The 15,337-nt window shown below is 66.2% G+C and carries 15 protein-coding genes; 11 read left to right on the forward strand and 4 right to left on the reverse strand.

Features of this window, described 5'->3' with window-relative positions; all coding sequences use genetic code 11:
* Positions 1-2: 2 nt before the first annotated feature.
* Positions 3-1,817 (reverse strand): glucans biosynthesis glucosyltransferase MdoH, encoded by a 1,815-nt coding sequence (gene mdoH, locus KHC24_RS20700; RefSeq protein WP_213365245.1) that lies wholly within the window; start codon positions 1,815-1,817, stop codon positions 3-5.
* Positions 1,818-1,972: 155 nt separating this feature from the next.
* Here mdoH and KHC24_RS20705 point away from each other — a divergent pair, with 155 nt between their 5' ends.
* The 4 genes from KHC24_RS20705 to KHC24_RS20720 are packed head-to-tail and all read left to right on the forward strand — an operon-like array spanning position 1,973 to position 5,270.
* Positions 1,973-2,959 (forward strand): zinc-dependent alcohol dehydrogenase, encoded by a 987-nt coding sequence (locus KHC24_RS20705; RefSeq protein WP_213365313.1) that lies wholly within the window; start codon positions 1,973-1,975, stop codon positions 2,957-2,959.
* 20 nt (positions 2,960-2,979) lie between these two features.
* Complete coding sequence (locus KHC24_RS20710; protein ID WP_213365247.1) at positions 2,980-3,381, forward strand: 6-pyruvoyl trahydropterin synthase family protein; 402 nt, start codon at positions 2,980-2,982, stop codon at positions 3,379-3,381.
* 12 nt (positions 3,382-3,393) lie between these two features.
* Complete coding sequence (locus tag KHC24_RS20715; RefSeq protein ID WP_213365249.1) at positions 3,394-4,437, forward strand: glycosyltransferase family 4 protein; 1,044 nt, start codon at positions 3,394-3,396, stop codon at positions 4,435-4,437.
* Positions 4,434-5,270: a class I SAM-dependent methyltransferase gene (locus KHC24_RS20720; RefSeq protein WP_213365251.1), complete on the forward strand. Its 837-nt coding sequence runs from the start codon at positions 4,434-4,436 to the stop codon at positions 5,268-5,270. Before KHC24_RS20715 ends, KHC24_RS20720 begins: the two co-directional genes overlap by 4 nt.
* A 23-nt stretch (positions 5,271-5,293) precedes the next feature.
* Here the strand turns inward: KHC24_RS20720 and KHC24_RS20725 are convergent, their stop codons facing one another.
* Both KHC24_RS20725 and KHC24_RS20730 read right to left on the reverse strand, forming a co-directional pair.
* Positions 5,294-5,866 carry a cytochrome b gene (locus KHC24_RS20725; protein ID WP_213365253.1) on the reverse strand — a complete coding sequence of 191 codons (573 nt, stop codon included), beginning with the start codon at positions 5,864-5,866 and terminating at the stop codon, positions 5,294-5,296.
* Positions 5,853-6,566 carry a RibD family protein gene (locus tag KHC24_RS20730; RefSeq protein ID WP_213365255.1) on the reverse strand — a complete coding sequence of 238 codons (714 nt, stop codon included), beginning with the start codon at positions 6,564-6,566 and terminating at the stop codon, positions 5,853-5,855. Before KHC24_RS20730 ends, KHC24_RS20725 begins: the two co-directional genes overlap by 14 nt.
* An 842-nt stretch (positions 6,567-7,408) precedes the next feature.
* On the opposite strand from KHC24_RS20730, the gene KHC24_RS20735 reads away from it, so the two are divergent.
* The 7 genes from KHC24_RS20735 to hydA all read left to right on the forward strand — a co-directional run bounded on the left by KHC24_RS20735 (position 7,409) and on the right by hydA (position 14,569).
* Positions 7,409-8,173, forward strand: a complete 765-nt coding sequence (locus KHC24_RS20735) for a GntR family transcriptional regulator (RefSeq protein ID WP_213365257.1) — start codon at positions 7,409-7,411, stop codon at positions 8,171-8,173.
* A gap of 350 nt (positions 8,174-8,523) precedes the next feature.
* Entirely contained in the window at positions 8,524-9,405 is an 882-nt protein-coding gene (locus KHC24_RS20740) for a transporter substrate-binding domain-containing protein (RefSeq protein ID WP_213365259.1), read from the forward strand.
* Between the two features lie 85 nt (positions 9,406-9,490).
* Positions 9,491-10,144, forward strand: coding sequence for an amino acid ABC transporter permease (locus KHC24_RS20745; protein ID WP_213365261.1), 654 nt, complete (start codon positions 9,491-9,493; stop codon positions 10,142-10,144).
* 5 nt (positions 10,145-10,149) lie between these two features.
* Positions 10,150-10,965, forward strand: coding sequence for an amino acid ABC transporter ATP-binding protein (locus tag KHC24_RS20750; RefSeq protein WP_271180692.1), 816 nt, complete (start codon positions 10,150-10,152; stop codon positions 10,963-10,965).
* Between the two features lie 5 nt (positions 10,966-10,970).
* Complete coding sequence (locus KHC24_RS20755) at positions 10,971-12,332, forward strand: amidohydrolase family protein (RefSeq protein WP_213365263.1); 1,362 nt, start codon at positions 10,971-10,973, stop codon at positions 12,330-12,332.
* A 4-nt stretch (positions 12,333-12,336) separates the two neighbouring features.
* The gene (locus KHC24_RS20760; RefSeq protein WP_213365265.1) at positions 12,337-13,113 is read left to right on the forward strand and encodes an aspartate/glutamate racemase family protein; all 777 of its coding nucleotides are present in this window, start codon (positions 12,337-12,339) and stop codon (positions 13,111-13,113) included.
* A gap of 58 nt (positions 13,114-13,171) precedes the next feature.
* A complete protein-coding gene (gene hydA / locus KHC24_RS20765; RefSeq protein ID WP_213365267.1) occupies positions 13,172-14,569 on the forward strand; it encodes a dihydropyrimidinase in 1,398 nt (465 codons plus the stop codon).
* Between the two features lie 120 nt (positions 14,570-14,689).
* Here hydA and KHC24_RS20770 read toward each other — a convergent pair whose 3' ends face one another.
* Positions 14,690-15,328 carry a DUF1989 domain-containing protein gene (locus tag KHC24_RS20770; protein WP_213365269.1) on the reverse strand — a complete coding sequence of 213 codons (639 nt, stop codon included), beginning with the start codon at positions 15,326-15,328 and terminating at the stop codon, positions 14,690-14,692.
* Between the last annotated feature and the right edge of the window lie 9 nt (positions 15,329-15,337).

Raw genomic sequence — 15,337 nt, forward strand, 5'->3', positions numbered from 1 at the left:
ACTCAGGTCGGCTTTGTCATCTTCATCAGCGCCTCGATCTGAGCCGAAGGTTCGACCTCCTCGGGCGTCGCACAATAGCCGCGACGCGCCAGCCAGCGACCAATGGCTGGCTCCGCCGTGAGCACGGCGAAAGGCACCGCGCAGAGCACGCCGACGAGCGGCGGCGCCGCCCATATGAGCGCGCCCGGCGCAAAGGTGTACAGCGTCGTCGCGAGCAGGAGCCCGAACAGAAACTGTGGCCAGAGGCCGGCGATCGCGGTCCGCCAGGATAGGCGCTCGGCGTCGCGGGCCTGCGCTTCCCAGGTGACGGTCTTGCCGCAGGCGAGGCCGACCATGAACAGAGCCACCCGAAAGGCGACGATCGGCCCGAGAAGGATGCCGAACAGGAACTCCAGAACGGCGCCGCCCATCAACGCGCCACCGCCGCCATAGCGCCGTCGTTCCTCGCGGCGTAGCAGCACGTCGAGAAGGCCCGCGAGCTTCGGCGCCAAACTCATGACGAAGGTCGCCACGAACAGGCCGAAGCCGAACGCGGCCGGAAACGGCTCGTCGATCGGCTCCCTATCGAACACCTTCAGCGTGGCCAGCAGCATGAACGCGATCCAGGCGAAGGCACCGAGATACATCAGGATCGCCCAGGCGATCTGAAAGCGGCTCATCGGCTTCAGGCCGGGCAGGAAGAGCAGGCGCCAGTACTGCATATTGCCCTGGCACCAGCGCAGGTCCCTGCGGGTGAACTCGGTCAGATGTGGCGGGTTTTCCTCGAAGCTTTCAGCCTCTTCCGGCAGCACCCGCACCTCGTAGCCCGCACGGCGCATCAGCACGGCCTCGATCTGGTCATGCGAGAGGATGTGACCGCCCAGCGCACCATTGCCGGGAAGCACCGGCAGGGCGCAATGAGCCTTGAAGGGTGCGACGCGGATGAGCGCGTTATGCCCCCAATAGGGCCCGCAATCCCCGGCCCACCACGAAGCGCCCATCGTGTAGGAACGCATGCCGTGCCGCATGCCGAACTGGAAAAGGCGGGCGAAGGCGGAATGCGACGGCAGGCCGACCACCAGGCTCTGCAGGATCCCCAGCATCGGGTTGGCCTGCATGATGCGCACCATGCGCAGGATGCTCGATGTTCCCATGAAGCTGTCGGCGTCCAGGCCGAGCATCAGGTCGTACTCGTCGCCCCAGCGATCGAGGAAGTCGCGGATGTTGCCGGCCTTGTAGCCGGCGCCGTCACTGCGACGACGATAATACAGCTTCGCGCTGGTCCCGGCCGCGGATCGCCAGGCCTCGAACAGCGCCTCCTCGGATGCTGAGATGTCGGGACACGTCGTGTCCGACAGCACAAAATAAGCGAAATGCGCACCCGCTCCGCTACGCTCGAGATCCTCGCGCATCAACCGAAGCCGAGCGAGGGCGCGCGCGGGATCTTCATTGCGCAGGGTCATCAGGATGGCGATGCGGGAGGTTATCGGGCCCTCGTCATTCGCCCGGCCGGCATAGGGGAAGACCGCCTGCCGTGCGTCAACCGGCCCGTGCAGCAGCCAGAGGCCCAGCAGGGCGTTCCAGAATCCGAGGATCGTCCAGGGAGTCGACACGCAGAAGGCAAGGAGCAGCAGAACGTCGAGCGGCGTCCACCCGCCCGTGCCGAGCAATCTGGAGAAGACCAGAACCAGACCGGCAAAGGTCAACCCGTTGAGCGCCGCCATCAGGGCGCGCCGGCGAAACAGCCGCCGCGACGATTGCACACCGGTCGGCGTCCAACCGGCCGCCAGCGTGGCCGCCGGCGACAGGTTCCCCGCAAACTCTTCACCCAGGCTCATGCCGACCGACTCTGCCAATGAACGACGTGGAATTTGCGGGCATCCCGACTTCGTTATACGAAGCCCGCAGCTGGTTGATGCACCACATTATCGCGAGTACTCCATCGCCCGTCCGACCAGGGGACGATCAAGTCGATAAAGGGACATGGCAATCGATGCCAGCATCTGTTGGTATGCCGGCGCAGTCGCTCTGGTGCGTTGCGCCGGGACGCTACGAGGTGAGAACCGGCATATTGCCCGAGCTGGAAGCCGACATGCTGACGGTGCGGGCGCTTGCCTCCTGCGTCAGTCGTGGCAGCGAGCGCCTTGTCCTGCGCGGCGATGTTCCGAAGAGCGAATTCCAGCAGATGCGGGCGCCCTTTCAGCAGGGCGAATTCCCTTTCCCCGTCCAGTATGGCTACCAGAGCGTCGGCGTCGTCGAAGCCGGACCGGAGGCGCTGAAGGGACGACGAATATTCTCCCTCCACCCACATCAGGACGTGTATCGCCTGCCGGCTTCGGCCGCTGTGATCGTGCCCGATCACATTCCGCCGCCGCGCGCCGCGATCGCCGCCAACATGGAAACGGCGCTGAACGCGATGTGGGATGCCGGCGCCGGCCCCGGCGACCGGATCGTCATCGTCGGCGGCGGCGTGGTCGGGCTGATGCTGACGGCGCTCGCCGCAGGCCTTCCGGGCGCGGAGGTGACATTGGTCGACGTGCGACCCGAGCGGGCGGAGATCGCGGTGGCTTTTGGGGCGGATTTCGCGCTGCCCGCTGAAATCGGCGACGATGCCGATATCGTCTTCCACACCAGCGCGAGCGCAGCCGGCCTGCAGACCGCGCTCGGAGCGGGAGGCTTCGAAGCGAAGATCGTCGAGTTGAGTTGGTATGGCGCGAGCGCGACGACGGTGGCGTTGGGTGGAGCCTTCCACAGTCGACGCCTGCGGCTGATCGGCTCGCAGGTCGGCACCGTCTCCCCGGAGCGCAGGCCGCGCTGGCCGCATGCCCGCCGGCTCGCCAAGGCGCTCTCCCTGCTCGACGATGCGCGTTTCGACCGATTGATCACGCATGTCATTCCGTTCGCGCAGGCGCCGGTGCGGCTGCCGCAACTTTTGAACGACGGGCCGGACGCGCTGGCGATCCTGCTGACTTATGATTGAGCGGAAGCGGGAGACTGGCGATGTACTGTGTGGAAGTCCGTGATCGCATCATGATCGCTCATTCGCTGCCGGACCCGTTCTTCGGCCCGGCGCAGGGCCTGCACGGCGCGACCTTCGTGGTCGATGTCGCCTTCTTCCGCGAGACGCTGACGGCGCAGAATGTGGTGGTCGATATCGGCGCTGCGCTCGATGTGCTGAAGCAGACCCTGCAGCCGCTCGCCTACCAGAACCTCGACACGCTGCCGATATTCGCGGGCAAGCTCACCACCACCGAATTCCTCGCCAGGCACATCTTCGACGCGGTATCGGCGGCTGCCCGCGACGGTGCCTTGGGCGAAGACGGCAAGGCGCTGGCGAAGATCCGCGTCACTCTGCAGGAAACCGACCTGGCGCGCGCCAGCTATGAGGGCACCGTCGATTGAAGGACTTCATGGGTGAAGGATTTCGCGTTCGCCATTCCCGGTGATCTTGGCCTGCCAACCGGCGGCTATGCCTATGACAGACGCGTTCTGGCGGAATGCCGGCGTGCCGGCTGCAATCCGATATATCTCGCCTTGCCGGATGGTTTTCCGTTTCCCTTGACGGAGGCGCTGGCGCGCAGCGAGAGCCTGCTGCGGGCGCTCCCGGCCGGGCGGGCTGTTCTGGTCGATGGTCTTGCCTTTGGCGCGCTGTCCCGCGAGCTGCTGCGCGCGCTCCGGCGTCCGCTGGTGGCGCTGATCCATCATCCTCTCGCGCTGGAAACCGGGCTGAGCGAGGTGCAACATGCCCAGCTGGTCGCCAGCGAGCGCGAGGCACTCGCCGAGGCCGCCGCCATAATCGTCACCAGCCCGACGACCGCCGGCATTCTGGCACGGGATTATTCGGTCGATCCGGAAAAGCTCGTCGTCGCGGTGCCGGGCACCGAGCCATCTCCGCGCGCCAAGGGCACATCGGAGCCGCCTCGCATCCTCGCCGTCGGGGCGGTCATTCCGCGCAAGGCCTATGGCGTGCTGGTCGATGCGCTGGATAACCTGCGTTCACGCGACTGGACATGCCATATCGTCGGCGCGACGGACCGCGATCCCGGCGAGAGCCGGGCGCTGCGAGCGAAGATCGCGGCGCGCGGCCTGGAGAGCCGTATCGTCCTGACTGGCGCGATCCCCGACGCGGCGCTGGACGGCGAGTATGATGCGGCCGACATCTTCGTCTCCTCCTCCCTATTCGAGGGCTACGGCATGGTGCTGACCGAAGCGCTGGCGCGCAGCCTGCCGATCGTGGCGACCCGTGCCGGCGCCGTTCCGGACACCGTGCCGGCGGAGGCATCGTTGCTGGTCGCGCCGGGCGACGCGCGCGTCCTCGCCGAGGCCATGGGACGTCTGCTGGACGAACCGCAGTTGCGCCGCAGGATGGCAGATGCGGCCTGGGAACGGGCGCGGGTGCTGCCGCGATGGAAGGAGACGGCAGCTCTCGTCATGGCGACGATGCGGGGCATCGGATGAGCGGCTTTGATCCTGCGTGGCTCGCCTTGCGCGAGCCGGCCGACCATGCGGCCCGCAGCCGTCGGATCGAGGGGATAGTTCGCGCGCATTTCGCTGGGCGGAATTCGCTCACTATCGTCGATCTCGGCTGCGGCACCGGCTCCAATCTACGCGCGCTGGCCTCGTCCCTGCCGCCGCGCCAGCATTGGCATCTCGTCGACGGCGATACCGTGCTTCTCAAGGAGGCGCGGCGCAGCCTTACTGGCTGGGCCGACAGCGCGCGCGAGACGGAGCATGAGGTCGCACTCGACAAGGATGGATACCGGATCCGCGTCAGCTTTGAATGCGCCGACCTGACGATGCGGGACCTGCACTTCAGCGACATCGCTCCCGATCTGGTCACGGCGGCGGCGCTGTTAGACCTGGTGTCGCTGGAATGGCTGGAACGTCTCGTCATGGCCTCGGCCCGGCGCCGGGCGTCACTCTATGCGGTGCTGAACTACGACGGCGGGGCCCGATGGCGGCCGGAGGCACCGCTCGACGCGCGCATCGTCGCGGCCTTCAACCGGCACCAGCGCCGCGACAAGGGCTTTGGACCGGCGCTTGGCCCCATTGCGAGCGATGCCTTCTCCGCCCTGCTTGCCCAGCATGGCTATCGCAGCTGGCAGGGAGACAGCCCTTGGCAGTTGGGGACCGGCGACAGGTCACTCGTCGCCGCCCTCAATGCGGGCTTCGCCACTGCTGCGGCCGAGATCGAACCCACTCTAGCGGATGCGTTCGCGACATGGGCACGCGAACGCATCGACGCGGAGGAAGTGACGATCTCCCACAAGGACGTGTTCGGCGCGATCTGACCGGTGAAAACGGGCCGTGCCGATCAGTTGAGTGGCCACATCCGCCGCAGCACGCCGTCGCGCTTGATGAAGCGATGGCGCAACACCGCCGCAACATGGACGAGCACCAGAATGCCGAGCAATTGCGCCAGCAGGCCGTGCATGCCGAGGATCCGGTTCGCCAGTGGCTCATTGACCGGCAAAATCGCGGGCAGATTAAAGAAGCCGAAGATGTTCAGCGCGGGATAGGCGGAAATTCCGGCCCAGCCGAGCACAGGAACTATGAGCAGCAGCATGTAAAGCAGGTGATGCACCGCGCCCGAGGCGATGCGCTCGAACGGCGTCAGCGTCGCCAGCGGCGGCGGCGCGCCGCGCCTCAACCTGACGAAGAAGCGCAACACCACCAGCCAAAGCACGGTGAAACCCGCCAGCTTGTGCAGGTCGTAGAGTTGCCCGGTCAGTGCGTCGAAATTCGTCGCCTCGCCGCGGGCGGCCATATAGAGCCCCAGCGGCACCATGCATATGACGAAGATCGCGACGATCCAATGCAGCGCGCGCGCCGCGAAACTGTACCGCGCGGCCGGGGCCTGCGTGGCAGTGGTATCAAGCGTCGCCATGGGGTCCTCCGCCGGCATCGCTGCGCAAGTCGCAATCGTAAAGGACATTCCCGTCGTCCAGCAAATACGGACGAACGCGGGGACGCAGCGCATCGCACAAATTGTCGATTGGTCGGAGATCAAGGGCGGAGCGCCCCGAACCCAGAATCATCGGAGCGAGGCAGATATGCAATCGATCGACCATGCCGGCATCGATGAAGCGGGAGACCGTCGTCGCACCGCCTTCGATCAGAATTCTTTGATGACCGCGCGCCGCCAGCGCCGCGATCAGCTTTCCGGGCTCGAAAATGTCCGACTCGAGATCCGTGCCGATACGCTCGACCGCCTCCGGCCATCCCGCTGGGTTTTCCGAGAAGACGATGCGATGGCAGCCGTCCTGGCGCAGCCATCGGGAATCGCGCGGAGAGCGACCGCTCCGGTCTATGACGACGCGTGTCGGGCTACGGCCCTCGACGCGCCGCGTCGTCAATTCGGGATTGTCAAACAGCACCGTGCCGACGCCGACGACGACCGCATCGACCAGCGCGCGCAGCCGATGCAGATGGTCCAGGCCAGCGAAGCCATTGATATGGCGCGACTTGCCGGTTGGCGTCGCAATGCGGCCATCGAGTGACTGGCCAATCTGCGCAATAATCAAGGGTTTGGAGCCGGGGTGCCGCAACAAGGGTTCGTAGAGAGCGGTCAAGGGATCAGTCAGCATTTTAGATCGCTCCAGAGGCCCGCGCGCCGCTCGAAGAGGTGAAACAGATGTGCCGAACGGATGGCGGAGACGTAAGATACGCTCTTCATGGATTACATCCGTCACGGGATTGCGATGGCGTCGCTGAGGCGACCAGCGGGGCTGCCGGCACTCGGATAGGCAATGCCTAAACCTCCGGAATCTAGCTTTGTTCGGCCATCGCGACCAGACAGCTGTTGGCGCCAGAGGACTGAAACACTGCCGCGGCAACCACTCTGCGTAACAGGCGCATAGATGTTTCGATATGGCGCCTGGCATAGGCGGGTCGAACATCACGGTTTTTTCAACAGGACGGCCGCTTGGATCTCAGGAATATTCCAACCGCGCATAGTCGGTCTTCGTCCCTCCGCGGCAGCGGAGGGTAAAGGACATGACCATCTATGGGTTCGGCGGGCACACCAAGCGGGACTATGTCGGCCTGGTCGCCGCGTTCACTGCGCCCTCAGCCAGGCGACGGACCCGGCTGATCCCGAGGCCCTCGACACTACCAGGTCCAAATGGCGGACCTCAGCGGCCGACTGGTCCCCTGGCGCTTCCTGTCAAACGTCTCCGCTGAGGCCGTGGTGAAGTCCGGATTTGACCTTCTTCGCGATGCGGCAGGAGCGGCAGAAGCAACAAGGCAACAACAGTCCGCCGGTGCGGGGGCTGGCTACGAGTTCAGTCCGGCAGGGCACGTCCAGCTCGTCAATCGCCGTTGTTCGTCGTGAGCTTCAATACCACCCGCTTTTCCGGTCGAGGCGGGGAGGTTATGGGTAGTTAACCGCGAGATGCCCTCGGCGGCTCACGATCCGCGCAACAGGTATATGAAATTGCCCGAGAGGCTAAGCGACGAGAAACGACGGATTCGACCTTCCTCCGGCAGGACCTCGCTGTCGCGGCGCGTGCCCTTTGCTCACCAGATCGCAAATACTCTGCGAGATCGGATCATCCGCGGGGACTTGCCGCCGGGCGAACGAATCGTCGAGCGCAGCCTGTGCGAGATGCTGACGGTTTCCCGAACACCCCTGCGTGAAGCCCTCAAATTGCTTGAGGTTGAAGGACTGGTCGAGATTTCGCAGAACAAGGGCGCCCGAATCATGTCCTTCACCGCGGCGGAGGCGTCGAACCTCTTCGAGGTGATCGCCGGGCTGGAGAGCCTCGCGGCGGAGATCGTCGCCACCCGCGTGGACACGGCGGAACTCGACGAGCTCGACGACATGCACGCGCGGATGATGGTGCATTACGAGCGGCAGGAGAAAGATCCGTATTTCGAACTGAACAGCGCGATCCACGACAGGGTGGTGCGCCTGTCGCGCAATCCGGTGCTGATTTCCACCCATGCCAGCCTGATGCTGCGCGCGCGGCGCGGTCGCTACATGGCGATCATCGACCCGCGGCGATGGGAGGAGTCGGTGGGCGAGCACGTCGCGCTGATGGCCGCCCTGCATGACCGCGACCCTGAGGCGGCGCGCCGTGTCTGGAAGCGCCATCTGCTCCGCACCGGCGAGACCGTCTGCGCGGTTCTCGCATCCGCCGGCCGCGAGCCGTCGTCGGCCGAAGCCGTGGCCGCAAGTCCGGCGGCGGTCTGACGCAGGCAGTTGCCGTCGGCATCACAGCGCCTTGCGGATGCGCAAATAGTTGGCAGTCTGCGCGGTATTCCGCAGCCGCCTCCGGACCGCATCCATCGCGTGGCACCGCGGCCCCAAAGCCCGCTCCTGAAACAGGAATCCGCCGCGATGGTCGCCGGTGGCCGACAACGGCTGCCTGACGGTTGGTCACGAAAGGCGCGCAAACAGGCGGCGCGCTGCATAATCTATGAGCGGAAGAACACTGGATAAACTCACTTAAGCAATTGTATATGCTTATATAAATCAAATGGAATGCAATTTATGCCCTGCCTCGCCCCTGCTCGAACGCCTTGAGATAGAAAGAGTTGCTCATGTCATTCCGCCTTTCTGCTGCCGGCGCTGAGCGGCGCCGCTTCCTGGGTCTTTCCGGCCTGCTCCTGGCGGCGGCAACCGCCCTGCCGCTCTTCGGCGCTCCCTCCCCGGCCGCCGCCGAACCGCTGACGCTCGAAGCCATCAAGAAGGCCGGGGTGGTGAAAGTCGGCGTCGAGGCGGCCTATCGCCCGTTCACCTTCCGCGACAAGGGCGAAATCGTCGGCTACGACGTCGACCTCGCCAAGGAGATCTTCGCCCCGCTCGGCGTGAAGGTGGAATTCATCGACACCGCCTGGGCCGGCGTCATCCCCGCGCTCTATGCCGGGAATTTCGATGTCATCATGACCTCGCTCACCTACTCCAAGGAGCGGGTGGCCAAGGTCGGCTATTCCATTCCCTATACCGAGGCGACCCAGGAGATGCTGATCCGCGCCTCCGACGCCGACACCATCAAGAATCTCGACGGCATGGCCGGCAAGATTCTGGCGGTTAAGCTCGGCTCTGCCGGCGACACCATGAAGGCCAAGCTGGAGGAGAAGCTGAAGGCCGATACCGGCAAGGGCTTTGCCGAGGTGAAGGCCTATGACGACCACCCGGCCGCCTATCTGGCCCTCGCCCAGGGATCCGTCGACGGCGTCATCAACTCGCTCGCCACGCTGACCCAGGTGCTGAAGGACGCGCCGGGCAAATACGCCATCGTGCGCGACATCGGCCCGCGCAACTGGGCCGGCATCGGCACCCGCAAGGAGGACACCCAGCTGATCGCCTTCCTCAACGAGCGGATCGAAGCCCTGAAGGCGAATGGCGAGATCTACAAGCTGCAGGAAAAGTGGTTCGGCACGCGGATGAAGCTGGCCGACAAGGTGCCGGACTTCTCCTGAGCCCTCGCGCGGGGCGGTCTGCCGACACGCCCGTCCCGCCCCTCCCGCCGGATGCGCCCGGCCTGCCGATCGCGGATGCGATGCAATGACCATAGACTGGGCCGTCGTCGAGATGGCCATCCCTCTCCTGGCCGTCGGTACGGTAATGACGCTGAAGATCGCGTCGCTTGCCGCGCTGCTCGGCCTCGCCGGCGGCATCGCCCTCGGCCTCGTCTCGCTCGGCGGCTGGCCCTGGGCGCGCTGGCTGGTGCGTGCCTATGTGGACTTTGTCCGCGGCACGCCGCTGCTGATCCAGATCTTCATCGTGTTCTTCGGCCTGCCGCTGATGGGGTGGCGCCTCGGTGAGTTCTGGGCGGGCGTGATCGCGCTTTCGCTCAACTGCGCCGCCTATGTCGCCGAGATCGTGCGCGGCACGGTCGGAGCGGTGGAGAAAGGGCAGACCGAAGCCGCCAGGTCGATCGGCATGACGCAGGGTAAGATCCTGCTCTACATCCTGCTGCCGCAATCGATCCGGCCAATGGTCCCGGCCCTGACCAACGACGTCATCACACTGCTGAAGAACACCTCGCTGCTATCGGTGATCTCGGTCTACGAGCTGACGCGTTCGGGCCAGGCGATCATCGCTTCGCACTTCGCCCCGCTCGAGATCTTCGCGCTTCTCGCCATCTACTACTACGCCATCATCTCCGTGCTTTCGTGGATTTCGCGGGTGATCGAGCGGCGGCTTCCGGCCTGGTGATCGCCATGACGACTGAAACACGAACCGGCACGGCGCAGCCCCAGCATGCGAGGCCACTGCTCTCGGTGCAGGGACTGCGCAAGCGTTATGGCGAGCGCGAGATCCTCAAGGGCATCTCCTTCGATGTCATGCCGGGGCAGACGATGGTGCTGATTGGCCCCTCCGGCTCCGGCAAGACCACGGTGCTGCGCTGCCTCAACTATCTGGAGGCGCCGGACGACGGCACCATCGAGCTCATGGGCGAGCCTATCGGCGGTGCCCATATCGGCGAGCCGCCCCGCTGGACACCGCTTCCCGAGGCCCAGCTCGCCCTGCAACGCCGGAAGTTCGGCTTCGTTTTCCAGCGTTTCAATCTGTTTCCGCACCTCACCGCGGTGCAGAACGTCGCCATCGGCCCGCGCAAGGTGCTCGGCCTGTCGCGCGAGGCGGCGGAGGCGCGCGCGGCCGAGCAGCTCGCCCGCGTCAGCCTCGCCGAGCACATGCACAAGCGCCCCTCCCAGCTGTCCGGCGGCCAGCAACAGCGCGTCGCCATCGCCCGCGCGCTGGCCATGGATCCGCGCCTCATCCTGTTCGACGAACCTACCTCCGCGCTCGACCCCGAGCTCGTCCACGAAGTGCTCGACGTCATGGGGGATCTCGCCCGCGAAGGCATGACCATGATCGTGGTCACCCACGAAATGGGCTTTGCCCGCCGCGTCGCCGACAAGCTCATCTTCATGGCTGACGGCCACATCGTCGAGGAAGGATCGCCCGAGGCGGTCTTCTCCGCCCCCCGCGAGGAGAAGACCCGGCGCTTCCTCGCTCATGTTCTCCATCGGTAGTTCCCATGTCCGAACAAATCGCCGAACCGCTCTATGATCTGGTCATCACCGGCGCCACCGTCCTCACGGGAGCTCCCGCCTCGCACGTCATCGAGAATGCCGTCGTGGCGATCGCGCAGGGCCGTTTCGCGCGGGTGGAAGCCGCGACGAAGGACGCCGCGCCGCTCCGCGCCCGGCGGAGCCTCCACCTTTCCGGGCGCGTCATCACGCCGGGCCTCGTCAACGTCCACACCCATGCCAATCTCAGCATGGTGCGCGGGGTCGCCGAGGATCTCGGCTTCGCGCCGGCCTACACGCCCGGCATCCCGCAAGGCCACATGGTGACGCCCGACGAGGCCTATGCCATCGCCCGGCTCGGCGCGCTGGAGGCGCTGCTGTTCGGCTCCACGCTGATCAACGACACCTTCGTCCATGCCGACATCGTCACCCCCGCCATGGCGGAGATCGGCCTGCGGGTCTGGTCGTGCGGACGCATCCACGATGTCGACTTCTCCGGCGTGTCGGTCGGGCGCTGGGACTATGTCGACGCCATCGGCGACAGGACGCTGAACGAGGCGATCGCCCTGGCGGAGCGCTTCGAGAGCAAGAGCAATGGCCGCATCGGCGTGCAACTCGCCGCCCATGCGCCGGACACCTGTTCGACGCCCTTCCTGCGCCGCATCGCCCGCGCGGCCGAGGAGACCGGGCTGCGCGTCACCACCCATCTCTCGCAGAGCAAGGTCGAGCTTGCCCGTATTCGCGAGCGTGACGGCATGAGCCCGCCCGAGTTGCTCGACGAGGTCGGCCTGCTGAACGATCGGCTCACCGCGGCGCATTGCATCCACGTCACCGACAGCGACATCGCCCGCATCGGCCGGGCCGGCATCCATGTCGCCCATATCGCCAAGGGCAACGCGACGGGCGCGACCATCGCTCCGACGCACAGACTGCGCGCCGCCGGCGCCAAGCTCGCGCTCGGCACCGACAACATGCACGCCGACATGGTGGAGGTGATGCGCTGGGCGCTGTGCGTCGGACGCATCCAGCTCGGCGCGGTCACCCCCGACTGGCAGCCCGAGACCGTGTTCGAGATGGCGACGATGGCCGGCGCGCGCGCCATGGGTCTGGAAGACCAGATCGGCAGCATCGAGGTCGGCAAGCGCGCGGACTTCGTCGCCTTCGATTTCCGGCGCCCCCATCTCACGCCGGCGACCAATGCGCTCGGCAACCTCGTCCATGTCGCGCAGGGGCGCGATGTCGAGATCGTCGCGGTCGACGGCGAGCTGATGGTCGAGGACGGCAAGCCGACCCGGGTGGATGCCGACGCCGTTCGCCGCGACGCCGCCCTTGCCATCGATGCCCTGTGGAAGCGGGCGCGCGGGAACTGAACAGATGCGTATCCTCCTGATCAACCCCAACACCTCCGTTGCCATGACGGAACGCATGGTGGCGAGTGCCACCCGCTCCCTCGCGCCGGACGTCGAACTCGTTCCCCTGACGGCGCCGCATGGCCTGCCCTACATTGCCAGCCGCGCGGAATCGGTGATCGCCGGCGGCACCACGCTGGAGATGATCGCCGCGCACCAGAACGGCATGGACGCGGTGGTCATCGGCGCCTTCGGCGACCCCGGCCTGATCGCGGCCCGGGAACTGTTCGACCTGCCCGTCACCGCCATGGCGGAAGCCTCGATGCTCACCGCCTGCATGCTGGCGCCGCGCTTCGCCATCGTGACCTTCTCGCAGGTGATGATCGCCTGGTACGAGGACGCCGTCGCGCTGTCCGGCCTGCAGTCGCGCTTCGCCGGCATCCGCGTTCCCGACGTCTCGTTCCGCTCGATCGACAATGTACAGGCCGAGCTGGAGGCGGAACTGGTCGAGTTGTGCCTGCGCGCCATGACCGACGACCGGGCCGATGCCGTCATCCTTGCCGGCGCGCCGCTCACCGGCCTCGCCGCCAAGGTGGCGGATCGCGTGCCGATACCGCTCATCGATCCGCTGGACGCAGCTATCGGCCAGGCCGCGCTGCTGGCGCGGCTGCGAACCAGCCCGGCGCGCGCGGGGCGTTTCGCCCGCCCTCCCTCGAAGCCCGGCACGGGCCTGACGCCGGCGCTCGGCTCCTGGATCGAGCATCGCGCGCAGAGGGCGGATACCGCGCCGTCGACGAAGTAGCATATGCCTGCGTTCTCGACCGTTTTCATCCTGCCAGCGAGGGGATCGGCTTCAGACCATGTTCGACACTGTCATCCGGGGCGGCCGTATCTCGACGGCCGCCGACACGTTCAGCTGCGATATCGGCATAAGCGACGGCCGGATCGCCGCGCTCGGCACGGATCTCGGGCCCGCGCGCGAGGTGATCGACGCCACCGGCCGCTGGGTGCTGCCCGGCGGCATCGACAGCCATGTCCATATCTCCCAGCCCTCCGGCGAGGGCATCGTGATGGCCGACGACTTCGAGAGCGCCACGCGCTCGGCGGTGATCGGCGGCAACACCACCGTGCTGCCCTTCTGCCTGCAGGAAAGTGGCGCCTCGCTGCGCGAAAGCGTCCAGGCCTATCACGCCAAGGCGGAGGGCCAGTGCTACACCGACATCTCCTTCCACCTGATCATTTCCGACCCGACGGCGCAGGTGCTCGGGCAGGAACTGCCGGCACTGGTGCGCGATGGCTATACCTCCTTCAAGGTGTTCATGACCTATGAGGGGCTGGCACTGAACGACCGGCAGATGCTGGAAGTGATGGCGGTGGCGCGCGAGACCCGCGCCCTCGTCATGGTCCATGCCGAGAATTACGACATCATCCGCTTCCTCACCGACCGCTTCGAAGCCGACGGCAAGACCGCGCCAAAATTCCACGCCCCTTCCCGGCCGGTGATCGCCGAGCGCGAAGCCACCCATCGCGCCATCTCGCTCGCCGAGTTGTCCGACGTGCCGCTGATGGTGGTGCACGTCTCCAATCGCGAGGCGATGGAGGAGATTCGGCGCGCCCGCCAGCGCGGGCTGAAGATCTTCGGCGAGACCTGCCCGCAATATCTCGTGCTCACCGAGGGCGATCTCGACGGACTGGACATGGAAGGCGCGAAATATGTCTGCTCGCCGCCCCCGCGCGACCTCGCCAGCCAGCAGGCCTGCTGGGAGGGATTGCAGCAGGGTGTGTTCTCGGTGTTCTCCTCCGACCATTGCCCGTTCCGCTATGACGACCCGCAGGGCAAGCTGGTGCCGAAGGGGCGCTCCAGCTTCCGCTGGGTGCCGAACGGCATTCCCGGCGTCGGTGCCCGCTTGCCGATCCTGTTCTCCGAAGGCGTGATGAAAGGCCGTATCGACATCAACCGCTTCGTCGCGCTGACCGCCACCAACCACGCCAGGACCTATGGCCTCTATCCACGCAAGGGCACGGTCGCGGTCGGGGCCGATGCGGATCTCGCCATCTGGGATCCCGAGCGCCGGCAAACCCTGACGCATGACATGCTGCAGGACGGCTCCGACTACACGCCCTATGAGGGCCTCGAGATTACCGGCTGGCCGATGACGACCCTGGTGCGCGGCCGGGTGATGGTGCGGGACGGCGCGCTGGAAGGCACGAAGGGAAGCGGCATCTACCTGCCGCGCGACATCAGCGCCTATGCCTGAGGTTGCGATGGCTGAGGCTTCTCACGCGTGGACGCAGAGCCGGCGGGCGGCCGCATATGGGGGCTTCCGCCCGGCTCGGCGTCCAGATGAGCGGGCCGAGCCTCCAAATTCGCTCGCCTGTCAGGCCGCCGCGCGGACGATGACGCGGATCGGCGTCGGGTTGTAGGCGTTGCAGGGATTGTGCATCTGCGGGCAGTTCGAGATCACCGCCAGCACGTCGACCTCCGCCCTCAGATCGACGAAGCCGCCAGGCGGGGACACGTCGGCGGCGACGCCGGCGCTGCCGTCGTCGAGGATCGGCACCTGCATGAAGAAATTGACGTTGGAGACGATGGCGCTGCGGTCCATGCCGTGCTTCGCCAGCTCGCTCAGGAAGTTCGAATAGCAACTCTCGGCTGTCTTCACGCCATAGCGCAGGAAGTTGTTGGGGATGCTGCAGCAGCCATAGACGGTGTCGTGCCGCCCGAGCGTGTCCTCGGTCACGGTGAACAGCGCCACGCCGGCGTCGCTGTAGAGCACCGTTCCCTTGCCGACATAGGAATTGCCCTGCACCTTGATGGTGTTCATCGAGCTGTAGCGGTCGCCGGGATCGGCGGCGTTGTAGCAGAGGAAGTCAACCGCCTGCTGGCCCTCGAGGTCGATGATGCGCAGGATCTCCCCGGCCCGGACCACGCGGCTCCACGGCTGGCGCGCGGGCACCACGTGGTCGTAGATCACGCCGTCGAGTTCGGTCGCGGCGGGCGTCGTCGTCTCGTTCATGCCTTCCTC

The sequence above is a fragment of the Ancylobacter defluvii genome, assembly GCF_018390605.1.
Lineage (GTDB): Bacteria > Pseudomonadota > Alphaproteobacteria > Rhizobiales > Xanthobacteraceae > Ancylobacter > Ancylobacter defluvii.

Bases quoted from the DNA above. Each gene is read 5' to 3' on its own strand.
- mdoH (WP_213365245.1), bottom strand. From the start codon at position 1,817: ATGAGCCTGGGTGAAGAGTTTGCGGGGAACCTGTCGCCGGCGGCCACG.
- KHC24_RS20755 (WP_213365263.1), top strand. From the start codon at position 10,971: ATGTCCGAACAAATCGCCGAACCGCTCTATGATCTGGTCATCACCGGC.
- KHC24_RS20725 (WP_213365253.1), bottom strand. From the start codon at position 5,866: ATGGCGACGCTTGATACCACTGCCACGCAGGCCCCGGCCGCGCGGTAC.
- KHC24_RS20710 (WP_213365247.1), top strand. From the start codon at position 2,980: ATGTACTGTGTGGAAGTCCGTGATCGCATCATGATCGCTCATTCGCTG.
- KHC24_RS20740 (WP_213365259.1), top strand. From the start codon at position 8,524: ATGTCATTCCGCCTTTCTGCTGCCGGCGCTGAGCGGCGCCGCTTCCTG.
- KHC24_RS20770 (WP_213365269.1), bottom strand. From the start codon at position 15,328: ATGAACGAGACGACGACGCCCGCCGCGACCGAACTCGACGGCGTGATC.
- KHC24_RS20745 (WP_213365261.1), top strand. From the start codon at position 9,491: ATGACCATAGACTGGGCCGTCGTCGAGATGGCCATCCCTCTCCTGGCC.
- hydA (WP_213365267.1), top strand. From the start codon at position 13,172: ATGTTCGACACTGTCATCCGGGGCGGCCGTATCTCGACGGCCGCCGAC.
- KHC24_RS20720 (WP_213365251.1), top strand. From the start codon at position 4,434: ATGAGCGGCTTTGATCCTGCGTGGCTCGCCTTGCGCGAGCCGGCCGAC.
- KHC24_RS20750 (WP_271180692.1), top strand. From the start codon at position 10,150: ATGACGACTGAAACACGAACCGGCACGGCGCAGCCCCAGCATGCGAGG.
- KHC24_RS20705 (WP_213365313.1), top strand. From the start codon at position 1,973: ATGCCAGCATCTGTTGGTATGCCGGCGCAGTCGCTCTGGTGCGTTGCG.
- KHC24_RS20730 (WP_213365255.1), bottom strand. From the start codon at position 6,566: ATGCTGACTGATCCCTTGACCGCTCTCTACGAACCCTTGTTGCGGCAC.
- KHC24_RS20735 (WP_213365257.1), top strand. From the start codon at position 7,409: ATGAAATTGCCCGAGAGGCTAAGCGACGAGAAACGACGGATTCGACCT.
- KHC24_RS20760 (WP_213365265.1), top strand. From the start codon at position 12,337: ATGCGTATCCTCCTGATCAACCCCAACACCTCCGTTGCCATGACGGAA.